At 37.8% G+C, this 14,203-nt stretch carries 11 protein-coding genes; 8 read left to right on the top strand and 3 right to left on the bottom strand.

Annotation, left to right across the window (positions count from 1 at the left end; genetic code table 11):
• Positions 1 to 210: 210 nt before the first annotated feature.
• Positions 211 to 1,524, bottom strand: coding sequence for a short-chain fatty acid transporter (locus WBG45_RS05415; RefSeq protein WP_424412759.1), 1,314 nt, complete (start codon positions 1,522 to 1,524; stop codon positions 211 to 213).
• A gap of 179 nt (positions 1,525 to 1,703) precedes the next feature.
• Here WBG45_RS05415 and WBG45_RS05410 point away from each other — a divergent pair, with 179 nt between their 5' ends.
• A complete protein-coding gene (locus WBG45_RS05410) occupies positions 1,704 to 3,872 on the top strand; it encodes a beta-propeller domain-containing protein (RefSeq protein ID WP_424412758.1) in 2,169 nt (722 codons plus the stop codon).
• A 29-nt stretch (positions 3,873 to 3,901) separates the two neighbouring features.
• Here WBG45_RS05410 and ade read toward each other — a convergent pair whose 3' ends face one another.
• The gene (gene ade / locus WBG45_RS05405) at positions 3,902 to 5,668 is read right to left on the bottom strand and encodes an adenine deaminase (protein WP_424412757.1); all 1,767 of its coding nucleotides are present in this window, start codon (positions 5,666 to 5,668) and stop codon (positions 3,902 to 3,904) included.
• A 340-nt stretch (positions 5,669 to 6,008) separates the two neighbouring features.
• Here ade and WBG45_RS05400 point away from each other — a divergent pair, with 340 nt between their 5' ends.
• The 6 genes from WBG45_RS05400 (at position 6,009) to WBG45_RS05375 (ending at position 10,692) form a co-directional block, all read left to right on the top strand.
• Positions 6,009 to 6,392, top strand: a complete 384-nt coding sequence (locus WBG45_RS05400) for a GntR family transcriptional regulator (protein WP_424412760.1) — start codon at positions 6,009 to 6,011, stop codon at positions 6,390 to 6,392.
• Between the two features lie 2 nt (positions 6,393 to 6,394).
• Positions 6,395 to 7,084 (top strand): ATP-binding cassette domain-containing protein, encoded by a 690-nt coding sequence (locus tag WBG45_RS05395; RefSeq protein WP_424412756.1) that lies wholly within the window; start codon positions 6,395 to 6,397, stop codon positions 7,082 to 7,084.
• Positions 7,081 to 7,914: a hypothetical protein gene (locus WBG45_RS05390; RefSeq protein ID WP_424412755.1), complete on the top strand. Its 834-nt coding sequence runs from the start codon at positions 7,081 to 7,083 to the stop codon at positions 7,912 to 7,914. Before WBG45_RS05395 ends, WBG45_RS05390 begins: the two co-directional genes overlap by 4 nt.
• Positions 7,915 to 7,927: 13 nt before the next feature.
• Positions 7,928 to 9,145, top strand: a complete 1,218-nt coding sequence (locus tag WBG45_RS05385) for a hypothetical protein (protein ID WP_424412754.1) — start codon at positions 7,928 to 7,930, stop codon at positions 9,143 to 9,145.
• A 328-nt stretch (positions 9,146 to 9,473) separates the two neighbouring features.
• Entirely contained in the window at positions 9,474 to 10,220 is a 747-nt protein-coding gene (locus WBG45_RS05380) for a threonine/serine exporter family protein (RefSeq protein WP_424412753.1), read from the top strand.
• A gap of 13 nt (positions 10,221 to 10,233) precedes the next feature.
• Positions 10,234 to 10,692 carry a threonine/serine exporter family protein gene (locus WBG45_RS05375; protein ID WP_024535681.1) on the top strand — a complete coding sequence of 153 codons (459 nt, stop codon included), beginning with the start codon at positions 10,234 to 10,236 and terminating at the stop codon, positions 10,690 to 10,692.
• 41 nt (positions 10,693 to 10,733) lie between these two features.
• Here the strand turns inward: WBG45_RS05375 and WBG45_RS05370 are convergent, their stop codons facing one another.
• Complete coding sequence (locus WBG45_RS05370; protein WP_424412752.1) at positions 10,734 to 12,743, bottom strand: sensor domain-containing protein; 2,010 nt, start codon at positions 12,741 to 12,743, stop codon at positions 10,734 to 10,736.
• 223 nt (positions 12,744 to 12,966) lie between these two features.
• On the opposite strand from WBG45_RS05370, the gene WBG45_RS05365 reads away from it, so the two are divergent.
• Positions 12,967 to 13,869: a DMT family transporter gene (locus WBG45_RS05365; protein WP_424412751.1), complete on the top strand. Its 903-nt coding sequence runs from the start codon at positions 12,967 to 12,969 to the stop codon at positions 13,867 to 13,869.
• Positions 13,870 to 14,203: the final 334 nt, after the last annotated feature.

Genomic DNA, 14,203 nt, shown 5'->3' with positions numbered 1-14,203 from the left:
GAAGACTCCAGCGGGAACAGCGCAGTGCAGAAATCCACTCGGACGTTAAGTCCGAGTTAGTTCGGCGCAAGCCCGCGGAAAGCGTAACTGTTTTGCGGAATATCAACAGCAACATTTAACATAGCCTAAATTTAAAAAGAAGGCTATCCTCAAAAGTCATTTACACTGACTTTTGGGACAGCCCCTAATGGACGGAATGATTGTATTTTTTTAGAAGAAATATAAACCAAAGCTTATTACAATACCACTTAAGATGAGAACAAATAAGCAGTAACCCATGATGTCTTTTGCACGCAGACCAGCAATTGCTAGTGCAGGCAATGCCCAGAATGGTTGGATCATGTTCGTCCAAGCATCACCCCATGCTATGGCCATTGCTGTTTTTGAGTAGCTTACGCCAAGTGTATTGGCTGCATCTAACATGATAGGTGCTTGCACAGCCCACTGACCTCCGCCTGAAGGGACGAAGAAGTTGACGATACCAGCGGCGTAGAATGTAAACAACGGGAAAGTGTTTTCGTTTGAAATGCTAACGAATGCTTCAGACATGACACCAGCTAATCCGGATGTCACCATCATACCCATGATTCCCGCATAGAATGGGAACTGGATAATGATACCGCCTGCGGTTTTTACTGCATTCGCAACAGCCGCTAAATAACGTTTCGGAGTCCCGTGGAAAATGATTCCGAGTACCACGAAAATTAAGTTGACGATATTAATATTTAAATCGAAACCTTTTGTGGCAAAGTGATACCCTAAGTACACTAATCCAAATGCACCTATTAAAAACGATAAAACATAGCTGTTTTCCATTTTTGCAGCAGGTGTTAAGTCGCCAACTTCTTCGACTTCTACTGGCTCTTCTAACAGTGCAGGATCAACAACAAATGTATCTTCTTTTTTAGGCATCATCCAGCGATTCAATAGAGGAACAGTGATGATTAATAGGATGACAATGATTATGTTATATGTAGAAAAAATCGTTTCACTTGTTGGGATAACTCCCATTTGTTCAGCGAAAGGATGACCATCTGTCGCAATGGACAAAGGAATAGAGCCAGCTAATCCACCATGCCAAATAACAAATCCTGAGTAAGCACTAGCAATTAACAAGCGATAATCAACACCAGGAACTTGACGTGCAATTTCTTTTGCAAACAATGCACCAATAACTAAGCCGAAGCCCCAGTTAATCCAACAAGCGATTAATGAAACAAAGCTCACAAGTAAAATGGCTGAACCTGGTGATTTTGCTCCACGAGCCATCGTGCTTAACAAACGCTTGAATACAGGACTACTAGCTAATACGTGTCCTGCGACTAAAACTATTACCATTTGCATGGTAAACGCTAGTAAGCCCCAGAATCCATCGCCCCAATAAACCACCATATCTAGTGGACTTGAATCTGTTAAACCAACACCTAATAAAAATACTAAAAAAGTTAAGATCGCAACAAATATGTATGGGTCAGGCAAATACCTTTCCATGAGTGTGTTCGAAAAACGTGTAAGAGTTTTCAACTTTCTGCCCCTTTCGATTCTTCTCCCGTCCATTGTCTACTTTATCCTAACTTGAAAATTTTAGCTATACGAATAATAAAACTATTCATAATGGATAAATAATTAGTGAATGTATGAAACAAAAATCTTTGATGTCGGTCTAATGAAGTAATGAAGCAGTTGGAAAAGGGGAGAGTACGATGAAAAAGAGAAGTCTTTGGCTAATTATCGCAGCAGTTATAGCTATGGTTGTGTTATCTTTTGCATTTTTAATCGATAAGGTAACAGTAAGTGCCTCATCGATCGCATTATCTGAACAGGGATGGAAAGCAAATTTCTCCGTTCCGTTAAAAGATACTGCCATTGAAGACGGGACGATTTATTTGGTTGATCAGCAAGGAAACAAAATGGATGCAAGCTTAGAACTTGCTAAAAATGGACGTTCTGTTGAAGTAGCTAATCTTAAACCCGGTTCATATACATTGCATATCAATCGGGATGCTGTTCAAGGCGGTTTTTTTAAATCGATGTCGACAAGTAAGTTGTCCTTTACAGTCCACAAAGATTTGCAATCTGTAAAATCGGAAAAAGAGCTGAAAGATTACTTCAAAAAGCTGCAGAAATTAATGGCTTCTAATTTTTCAGGTAGAGGAGTTATGACAGAAGAAGCTGAATCAAGTGATTCAAGTAATAAGTCTTCCTTATCGGGAAGTGGAGAAGCAGTGTATTCGGAGACGAACAATCAAGTGGAAGGTGTAGATGAATCAGATATTGTGAAAATGGATGGGGAATTCATTTATTCAATCGTCAATGGTCGCGTAATTATTACGGATATTCGAAAACCTTCTGCAATGGCAAAAATGGCTGAGCTTCCTTTTGAAGCCACTTTTTATCCTATGCAATTATTTTTGAATGAGGATACACTCATTGTTTTAGGGGATAAGCATATTCCATATGATTACTCAAACACATCTGGAAATAGTTCAAGTGAAAAGATGATGCCCTATAACAGTTCGACAAATGTTCGATTTTACGATGTGAAAGATAAAAAGAATCCTAAGTTAGTACGAGAAATTGGCGCAGAAGGGTATTTAAATGGAGCACGTAAAACGGACAATATCTTGTATTTCGTAACCAATGTAATGCCGAACTATTGGGCATTACAAGAGGGTGAAGATGTAGAACTTAGACCGTACGCCTATGATAGTCAAAAAGACGATAAAGCTTCACCGATGCCTTACTCTGATTTATCCATCCTCCCAGGAACATTAGAAGGCACTTACAGTGTAATTACTGCCATGGATCTTACCAATCCAAAGGAATCCCAAGTGTTAACGAAAGGTTACTTGGGCGGAAGTAATGCCATGTACATGTCGAAAGAAGCGTTGTATTTAACTGCGCCGATATATTTGCCTTCAAGTAAAAAGAACAATCAAATCTCCATCGATAGAATGTGGAGTCCACAAGAAACGAACACTGAAATCTTTAAATTCGGTTTGGATGGTACCACGGTCAATTTTATTTCATCAAGTGAAGTGACGGGGATGTTACTTAATCAGTTCTCAATGGATGAACATGATGGCTACTTCCGAGTCGTGACCACTAAAGGGATTGCATGGGACAATGAAGCACCTTCTGAAAATAACTTATTTATTTTGGATGAAGGAATGAAACAAGTAGGTTCTATTGAGGGACTTGCGAAAGGCGAACGAATTTACTCCGCCCGTTTTATGGGAGACAAAGCTTATATGGTCACATTCCGAGAGACCGATCCACTGTTTGTTATGGATGTTTCAAATCCTACAGCGCCAAAAGTCTTGGGAGAATTGAAAATCCCTGGATTTAGTAATTACCTACACCCTCTTGATGAAAATCATATAATTGGATTTGGATATGATACTAAGTCAGTTCCAAATGAAAATGGGGGAGAGCCAAGGATTATCACGGGTGGCATGAAAATTTCTTTATTTGATGTCACTGATTTCGCTAATCCAATTGAAAAAGATGTGGAGATTCTTGGGGGCCAAGGCACCTATAGTTCACTGCAACATGATCACAAAGCATTATTCCAACATCGCCAAAAAGGATTATTTGGTTTCCCGGTCACGTTGTACGAAGGTTCCAATCAAGAAGGCTATGGAAATTATGCTGGTGAAGGAGCCGTCATGTATGAAATTACGGCTGATAAAGGAATCAAACAAGTAGCAAACTTAATTAAGCAACCTAGTTCAGGCCAACTCTATGAAAACTATGAACAATTAGTCCAGCGCATGGTTTATGCGGAAGATACTTTATATACCATTACAATGAAAGAAATGAAGAGTTATGATTTAAATACGTTTAAAGAGATAAGTGTTGTGGCATATTAAAAAGAAGGCAGAGCACCGTAGCGAATCGCTTAGTGGTCTGCTTTTTCGTGTGCTTCAATTGAAATGTGTTGGAAGGTTGTAACGTCAAATAATCCAGTATCGGTTAATTTAAGGGATGGAATAACAGGCAAGCTGAGAAAAGATAAGGTTAAAAATAAATGGAAGTCTAGATTTGGGTGAATGCTATGTAACGCTTCATGCAACTCGAAAAGAGATTTAACAGCTACCTCTAATGGGACTTGCGTCATCAAACCCGCAACGGGTAAAGGCAATGATGCTAATACTCGTCCGTTGTTTACAACGACTAAACCACCTTGGATGTCTTGCAATGCCTCAATAGCAACCAACATATCTACATCGTTTGTACCTAGAACAATCGCGTTATGCGAATCATGAGCAATAGTGGTGGCAACTGCACCTTGTTTGAGTCCAAAACCTTTCACAATGCCAAGTCCTATCGTGTGTTTATGATGATGTCTTTCAACGACTGCTACTTTTAGTTGATCCTGTTCTACATTAGCAACGAAAGCACCATTAACAACATCAACGTTTTCAATTACTTTGTTTGTAACAAGTTGGTTTGGAATGATTTCAATAATAGTTGCTTTCGAACCTTTAGAGAACGGGATTGCTAAGTCATCTTTTGTTATCGCTGGCAAATGAACGGATTGGCTAATGCGAACAGAACATTTTTCTTGAGAAGGTGTAGCGTTCAACATCACGCCATGTTCTGCTATTTGGATGCCTTTTTTCCAAACGGCTGCTACCTTAAAGGTTTCAAGCTCATCAAGAAGAATAAAGTCTGCTTCAAAACCAGATACAAGTGCACCTTTTTCTGAAAGACCATAACATTCAGCCGCGTTTATAGTAGCTAATTGAATCGCTTGAAGAGGTTCCATTCCTGCAGTTATGGCAAGGCGAATTGCATGGTCAATACTTCCTTCATCAACTAATTCATCTAAATGTTTATCATCTGTACAGAATAAGAATCTTCGTGCATTATGTGACGTTACTGTAGGAAGTAAATCGTTTAAATTTTTTGCTGCGGAGCCTTCTCGTATGAGCACATACATGCCTTGAGAAATGCGGTCTCGCGCTTCAGCCGCCGTCACACATTCATGGTCAGTTTGTATCCCCGCTGCACGATATCCACGAATTTGCTCTTTTTGTAAACCTGCACCGTGACCGTCGATGCGCAAACCTGCTTCTTGAGTCATTGCAAGTTTAGCTAACATTTCTTCCTCTCCACGTAAGACGGAGGGGTAATCCATGACTTCTGCAAGACCAAGAACATTGGGGTGTGTCAGAAGAGGTTGCAAATCAATTGCTTCAAGCTTAGCTCCTGAATTTTCAAATGAAGTAGAAGGTACGCTCGAAGGAAGCATGACATAAATATCCATTGGGCTATTCTCTGCATCTTTTAACATGAATTCTATGCCTTCCACGCCTGCCACATTGGCGATTTCATGGGGATCTGTTACAACAGTTGTTACCCCGTGAGGCAGTAACACATCTCCGAAGGCTGAGGGCGTCAACATCGATGATTCAATATGAATATGACCATCAATTAAGCCTGGTACAACGCAGCGTCCCTTGGCGTCCATTTCTTCAACACTTGTAAATGAGCCGGTGCTATCAATCGCGATAATCATGCCGTCCGCCACCACAATATCAGCGGTCGTCCAAATCAATGAAAAAACATCAGCGATCCGTGCATTTCGTAAAATAAAATCAGCGGGTTGAAGTTGCTGAGATACCGCAATGCGTTTTTGTAGTGTTTTTATTGTAGAAACCATTGGATTGTCCCCTTATTTGAATGTAAGTTCTAGTTTAATGTCATTATTATCAATCTTATTGTGGCTAAGTATATACGCTTTACAGGTTAAATCACAGTGTGAAATAACAAAGACGAAAAATGTACAAATATGTTCTGTTAGAGAGTGCTCAAGCCAATTGACACTATTAAATATGTAGGAAATAGAAAATTTTAGGGAGAAAGGATTTTTCTTGTAAAATAGGATTGACAATCAAGTGTATGAATCATATAATACACTCATGAACTGTATGAACCACTTAATACATACACTTAAAGTGAAACGAGTGGTACACATCCAGTAACGTATAGGAGTTGCTATGATGAATGTGAATTTTAATAATCGAGACCCGGTGTATTTGCAAGTTGTCCGTTATTTTAAGGAGAAAATTGCAATTGGAGAATTAGTACCTGGAGAAGAAATACTATCGAGACGTGAGTTGGCAAACAGGATTAAGATAAACCCTAATACCGCGCAACGAGCGTATAAGGAAATGGAGGAACAGGGTTTGATCCATACCGAACGGAATCATCCGAGCAAAATTACAAACGATGAAAAGATACTAGGTAAGGTGAGAGAAGAGTTGCTAGTTGAGGCTGTTGAAACATTTGTTACATCCGTTAAGTCAATTAATGTTCCAGTTGATGAACTATTGAACTTAGTAAGAACAAAGTACACAAATAGTAACGATAATAAGGGGGATTGAAAATGATTGAAGTAAAAGAGATCACAAAGAACTTTGGTCGAAAAAAGATATTAAAAGGTGTGTCTTTTACAGCTAAAAAAGGTGAAATAACATGTTTGATTGGAATAAATGGAGTCGGCAAAACAACCATTTTAAATGCCATTATGGCACTTACTCCGATTAACAAAGGAGAAATATTAATAAACGGAGAAACCATTAATAAAAAAACGTTTGAAAATGTCACCTTTATTCCTGATGCATTAACGATGCTACCCCATATGAAAATCTCTGAGGCAATGGATTTCATGAATGACTTTTATACATGTTGGAACCGGGAACGCGCAATGGAACTGCTTGGCTTTTTTAGATTAAATGAAACGGATAGAATATCTTCCTTATCAAAAGGAAATACAGCAAAAGTCAACTTGTTACTTGGGTTAGCAATGGATGTTGATTTTGTATTAATGGATGAACCTTTTTCCGGAATTGACATGTTTAGTCGGGAGGAAATTGCTAAAGTGTTCACGAGTCATTTAATTGAAAATAGAGGCGTTATCATTACGACACATGAAATAGGTGATATTGAACACTTAATTGATAATGTTGTGCTGTTAGATGAAGGGATTGTCATTAAGGAGTTTAACGCGGAAGAAGCTCGTGAAAACGAAGGGAAATCTGTGGTGGATATAATGAGAGAGGTGTATCAGAGATGAAAAGCTATTTGAAGTTGGTCAATTTTGAATTCAATCGTTCTGCAAAAATATTTGCTATTCTACTAGGCATTATACTAATTGTACAAATTACTGGGGTCATTGTGTTGTCTAAACTGTATCTAAACATGGCCAATGAAAAAATTTATGAAGAGTTAATGCCGAAGGCGGAATTCTTATCAAGCTTTGGCCCAATGAGTTTCCTATCAGTAACAAGAAGCGTTTGGTTCCTCGGTCCAATCGCCTTATGTATAGCGGGCGTAGGATTCTATATTTTCCTAATCTGGTATCGCGATTGGTTTGGAAAAAATACATTCATTTATCGATTATTAATGCTACCAACAACGAGATTGAATGTTTTTTACGCCAAAATAACAAATATTTTATTAATGACGATTGGTTTTGTGGCATTTCAACTTATTTTGCTACAAATAGAGACAACAGTTTTTAAATGGATGCTGCCAAAGGAATTCCGAGTGGATTTGAATGTCCAAGAGATTGTTAGTAGCATGCCGGAATTAAACATACTTTTTCCAACTAGTTTTCTTGAAGGTGTTTTGAATTATGGAGCAGGATTTATGGTTGTGGCGATTCTATTTACTGCCATTTTATTTGAAAGAAGTTTTAGGTGGAAGGGTATGTTTGTTGGGATATTATTCAGCTTAGTTGCTATTGCTGTATTTATTTCGCCTCTACTTTTACAAGAATTTGTACTAAATGACTTTTTCTATCCATTAGAATTATTTGTACTTGAGATCGTAACGGGTGTAATCGTACTCGCAGCGTCCATTTGGATGAGTGGATTCTTATTAAAGAACAAGATAACTGTATAGGGAGTGTGTAGAAATGAAGAAATATTGGAAGTTTACTTCAATTATTGCAGTTATTGTACTTAGCATTGGAACGTTTTATGTAAATTCTGCTATGTCAGCAACGCAATACCCTGAGTTTGTGATAAATAAGAAAAGCGGAAACGCTGAAGAAATCAAATCATTGGTGTTAGAAGGGGGCTATCATGAAGGAAGTTCTATGAATTATACGAACAATCACTTGGAAATTACCTCTGACGGTTCTGAATATAGAAATGGTAGCTCACTTTTAGATCTAGTAATAGGACGCCCTGCGCCAATGATTCAGGAATTACAAGATGAGTATCGTAATTTCATGAGAGGAAAAGAAAACTTGGATTCGTTTTTTGAGAACAATAAATTACTCGCTTATGCAGATGTGAAGTATAAAATAGGTTCATCGACATCAAGAGATTTCAAGTTTGCTATATCCATATTAAATAAAGATGATGGCAACACTACTTCATACGATATTAAAGTTCCAGATAGCTCAGTAGTTGATTATATAGTCGTTAATGATGTCCAGGTGGTTGAAAAAGAACTGAAAATAATTACCCATAATTACACTAGTGAGAATGAGAAAAACTTTAATGAAAAACATATCTATACTCTCGACATATCTACTGGAGCAATAAGCAATAACGAAACGATTTTGTCAATCCCTGACCAACAAGGCAATACCCATATCTATGCAGATTTAATTAAAACAAACCATAAACAAGCGAATGAAGATCTTATATTCATAAAAACTCAAGAAAAAATGATACAAGATGAAGAATCAGATATGAACGCAGAAACAAGTCGGGAATTAATTTCTTACAATTTAGAAACAAATGATCAAAAGACAATTGAATTTCCGGAGAATTTGAAGGAGCATCAAATCAGTTTTTTTGATGGCACAACAATTTATTTCTCGAACCTAAGTGAGCAAAATTTAATTATAACACCGATTAATATAGAGAACGGTCAAGCTGGTAAAGAATTTACTACACAGCTATCAAACGAAACAAGTAATACGGAACCACCAATTATAGTCGTGAAAGACGGCAAGCTATATGTGACAACTCAACTTACGAATTTAACAACTAAGGCAAGTGTTGCAGTGTTTGATGTGAAAACAAGTGAAACGCTTTACGAGGGAGAAGTAGAAAGAAAGAATTCTCCGAAAAATATGGAAGAGTTTGAGCTGTATATATATGAAATGTCAGTAAAATAGGTTCGCTAGGTAATGAAGGGTCAGACTCCGCAGGGGGTAGACCCTTCTTTTTATATGCCTTGTCATTCTGTTCGCTATAAATGAATTATATGTCAAGGATGACATGGTTGATAAATAGGGTAGACCGAATAGGTGAGGTAACATTTAAAGTAGAGATTGCATGAAGTTTGTTGTTGGAATTGTCGGTGGAGTTGGATAGAAATCAACAACTATGACCACTTAATTAATCTCCAAACGAAAGTTATGATATTTTAGATGTTATTTGTCTTTTGGGTGGCAATTCGTTAAGATTGTGCAAAGGTGATAAGTGAAAGGGGTGGGCAAATACATGCTAAATGAGAAGAATGATTTGGCAATTGATTGTTGTCTACTTGCAGGTCGATTGATGATTGAAAGTGGTGCGGAGACCTATCGTGTTGAGGATACGATGACTCGTATGGCAATCTCCCAAGGTCTTATAGGTACACAGAGCTTTGTGACTCCAACCGGGATTATGTTTTCACTCGGAAAAGATGGATCAACTCGCATGATGTCTATTAAAGAACGTTGGACCGATTTAGAAAAAATCGCGTTAGTTAATCAAGTATCTAGAAGGCTAACAACAAATGAACTAACTATAGAAGAAGCGTATGAAGAATTGCAGCGAGTAGCAAGTGCAAACTTAATGTTTCCTTTTATTTGGCAATTAATAGCTGCTGCTGTAGCCAGTGGTTCCTTCCTCATCTTGTTCGAGGGTACGTGGTGGGATGTCCCTGTTGCAACAGTAGCTGGAGGTATGGGGTTTGTTGTGGTTATGTTAATCCACGAATTAACACGCGTTAAATTTTTTGCTGAGTTTATTGCAGCCTCGGTAGTCGGTACCATTGCGTTTCTAGCTATTTTAGGAAATTTGGGGTCAGATTTAAACATAATAATAATAAGTGGTGTTATGCCTTTAGTTCCTGGGTTATTAATTACCAATGCAGTACGTGATCTTATGGCTGGCCACTTTGTATCAGGGGTATCGAAAGGTGCAGAAGCGTTATTAACGGCTTTTGCCATTGGTGCAGGTGTTGCACTCGTACTATCATTTTAGAAGGAGTGACAACATGACTTGGATTATTCAAGCAATTTTAAGTTTCATTATCGCCATCTCATTTGCCATTATTTTTAATGCACCTAGGAAAAAACTCGTGGCTTGCGGAGTAGTTGGAATGAGTGGATGGCTCATTTTTAGTGGTTTTACATTAGTGTCAGGCGATTCCGTTCAAGCATCTTTTGCAGGTGCATTCATGGTGGCACTGGCTGCACATATTTTATCCAAACGGTTTAAAATGCCCATGATTATTTTTAGTGTACCAGGAATCATTTTGTTAGTTCCGGGTGGTCTTGCTTACAATGCAATGCGCAATATTGTAGAAAATGATTATTTAACGGCCATTGGCTTTGCGTCCAAAGCATTTATGACTTCGGGTGCCATTGCCATGGGATTAGTATTTGCAGAAGTTTTGATGCAATTGATTTTTAGATATTTACGCAAAAGAAAGACGGCTACTCACATAACGTGAGGAGTCGTCTTTTTAGCGTTTACATGTATATTACGGACTTTTTATAGTTTTTCAATTTCACTAGCAGGTACAGGATGGCTGATAAAGAATCCTTGAATGGCATCACAACCAAGCTGGTTCAACAAATCGCATTGTTCTTTCGTTTCAACACCTTCAGCTAATACACGTATGTCCATCGATTTACCAAATTGAATCATTCCATGTACAAGTTTTTGCAGCTTTTCTTGCTTCAAAATACCTGAGATAAACGATTGATCAATTTTAAGCTCAGTAATCGGCAACAATTGCATATAACGGAACGAAGCATATCCTGTTCCAAAATCGTCAAGGACAAACACAATGCCATCCGCTTGGAGTTGTAACATTTGACGAATGATCGATTGTTCAGATTCAGCTTCTAGTGCAAATTTTTCAGTAATTTCAATTTGCAGAAGGTGAGCAGGGCAGTCGAATTTCTCTAACGTTTGACGAATTTTTTTTACCATATTCTTATCACGAAACTCGCGAATAGAGGAGTTTACACTGATTTTCATCGGATTTCCACTTTTCGCCCATTTGGCCGCTTGTTCACAAGCCTTTTCTAGCATAAAGCTTCCGATATCATGGATCATTCCTGTTTCTTCGGCTATAGGAATCAGTTCATTTGGTGAAACCGTACCAAGTACAGCATCTTCCCAGCGTACTAAAGCTTCAACAGCGTCTATCTTACCAGAAGATAAATCAACTTGAGGCTGATACATAACTGATAAATCCTTGTGATGTAATGCTTCAATTAATCGTTTTTCAATCATGGATTTTTTACTTAAAGCCACATGATTGGCTTTTGAAAGGCTGACAATGTTTCCGCCGCCTTCTTGTTTTACTTTGTGTATCGTTGCATTCGAAGCTTTCATCAAGTGAGAAAAAGTTGATTGATCCTCAGGGAAACGTGTAATACCACCACTAATTGAAATGGGAATAGCTTTATTACGTATGTAAATCGGATGTTGTTTTAAATAACTTAAGAATCCTTGTATAAACCAATCGCTAAGTGGAGTCAATACGACAAACTCATCTTCACCTACGCGTGCAATGTCACTATCTTGGAAATACATTTTTAGACGCTTTGCAAATTCAAGTAATAACGTTGTTTCTGACTCTTCATCATGCATGTCTTTTAGTGTGTAAAACTTATCAATATCTAAAAATATGAAAGAAAAATGACGGTTTTCATTGATTAGTCCTGACACAATATTTTCAAGGCGATGACGGTTCATTAACCCAGTTTCCGGATCGACATAGGCAATTTGTTCAAGATGCATTTGTAATCGTTTCTTTTCGGTAATATCTCTTTCTAAAATCGCAAAATATATAGGGTCATCGCTTGTTGCTAGTACTGGAATCGCCGTCATATCAACCCAATATGTTTCACCATCTTTGGTTCTTTTTTCAACAGATCCTTGCCAAACACGATTACTTTTTAACTCATACCAAATTTGATTGACCAAAGTTTCAGCAGACTCTTCAGGGAAAAGTTGCCAAAACGTCTTGCCAATTACACGTTTGGGCGTCCATTTACTTGATTTTAAAAATAGTGGATTTGCATATGTAATTAAGCCATCCATATCTAAATAGGTGACCATAAATGTTTCATCTAAACCAACTTTATAGCTGTCTAACTCTTGCTCTATCTTTGTTTGATCTTTCTTTTGTAAGTTATCGATTTCAAACACAAACATGACATACTGTTCATTGTCTATAGTCATCGAACTTAAAATGGCAGATGCGTGAAAAGATTCTCCATTTTTCGATGGAAGAATAAAATTTGCAAATCGAATTGATTCGTCACTATGAAGTATTTGATTCCAAGTTGATGGATGGATGGCTGAACGTTCTTCGTTGCTGAAAGGATAAAAGCTTCCAATGATTTCATCTGCAGAATAGCCAAATGATCTTTCGGCTTCTTCACTCCACCAAAGTACCGTTGCGTCCTTAGCAGTCAGCATCATTGGAAAAGGAACGTGATCTAATACACTGCTGCCACTCTCCAATAGTTGTTGCATACCTCTCATTTCGCAGGACTCCTTGTAGTTAATCTATCTTCCATTATAGAGAAATCTTAACATCAAGTCACCAAAATTTAAATGTTTATTCTGAAAAATAAAGGAAAATAAAAACAGTTGCTCAAAATGGAATCGTTTGAAATTCAAATGTTCCTAAATTGTACATTGAATTTGTTGGAATCAAGCGTAAGATACATTGTAGTAAGCTTGAGTAGAAAGTAGGTATATGAATATGTTGAGAGCAAAAGGAATTATGTTAATCATAACAGGAGCAATGTTATGGGGATCCACTGGTCCATTAATGGAATGGATTTTATCGAACTCCGAGTTATCTGTTCCCTTTATGTTAACGATACGACTCCTTGTCGCAGGCATCGGTTTGCTTGCTTTCTTGAAAATAAAAGGAACCCCATTAAACCCTATATGGAGACAATCCTTTTGGTTCAAGCGACTAATCATTTTTGCTTTATTTGGCATGCTCGGTGTTCAATATTCATTTGTAGCTGCAATCGAAGCAAGCGACGCTGTTGTAGCTACCTTGCTTCAGTTTCTTGCACCTATTTTTGTGGTGATTTTCGTGTCATGGGGCTTAAAGAAATGGCCGCCTAAATATCAGCTGTTTGGAATCATTGGCACATTGTTTGGCTTATTTTTGCTATTAACAAACGGGTCTTTCACTAATTTATTGTTGAGTCCAGTAGCCCTCGCGTGGGGAATTGCAGTCGGCTTTAGTTTTGCATTTTACACATTGTACCCAGGGTCTCTAATGAAAGAGTGGGGAGTACTGTTAGTAGTCGGCTGGTCCATGCTTATTGGTGGTGTGGTTTTAGGAATCATAAGTCGAGTGTGGCAATCAGACGAATGGTCGCTTTTATTAGACTGGAAATTATCGATTCTATTATTAACTGTCATCGTCATCGGAACTTTGGCTTTTGTCTTATTCTTAAGCAGTATGAAATACATAAGTGCGATTGAAACAAGTATTTTATCCAGCATGGAACCGCTAACCGCGATGGTGATTTCTGTAATTTGGCTGCAACAAGTGCTTGGAAAATGGCAACTAGTTGGCGCTCTAGTAATGTTAGTATGTGTGACCTGGCTATCCATTGCAGGAGAAAAGAAGAAAGTAGTTTGATGTTGTAACGCCTATTCTTTTGGGAATAGGTGTTTTTTGTTGCGTATGAATTCCCTTATTTTTACTATTACCACTAAATTGGCTGTTTTTACAACTAAAGTGACCAAAATTACAACTAAACCTCCGATTTTTACAACTAAAGTGTCCAAAATTACAACTAAATCCAAAAATGTTTCATTTCAGATCAAATACACTCCATAAAATTCAATCATATTGAACATTTCAGTATATCGAATGATACCTTTAATGCTTCCGTTGTGGCATAATAGTGAACAATCAGATTATTAATTCGTTTAACGAAGAAGTTTCAGGAGGACGTCACGTGAGAACCGTA

The sequence above is a fragment of the Paenisporosarcina sp. genome (genome assembly GCF_049671445.1).
Classification (GTDB): Bacteria; Bacillota; Bacilli; order Bacillales_A; family Planococcaceae; genus Paenisporosarcina.
Note: the sequence above shows the minus strand (reverse complement) of the source record. Positions and strands in the feature narration are given on the sequence as shown.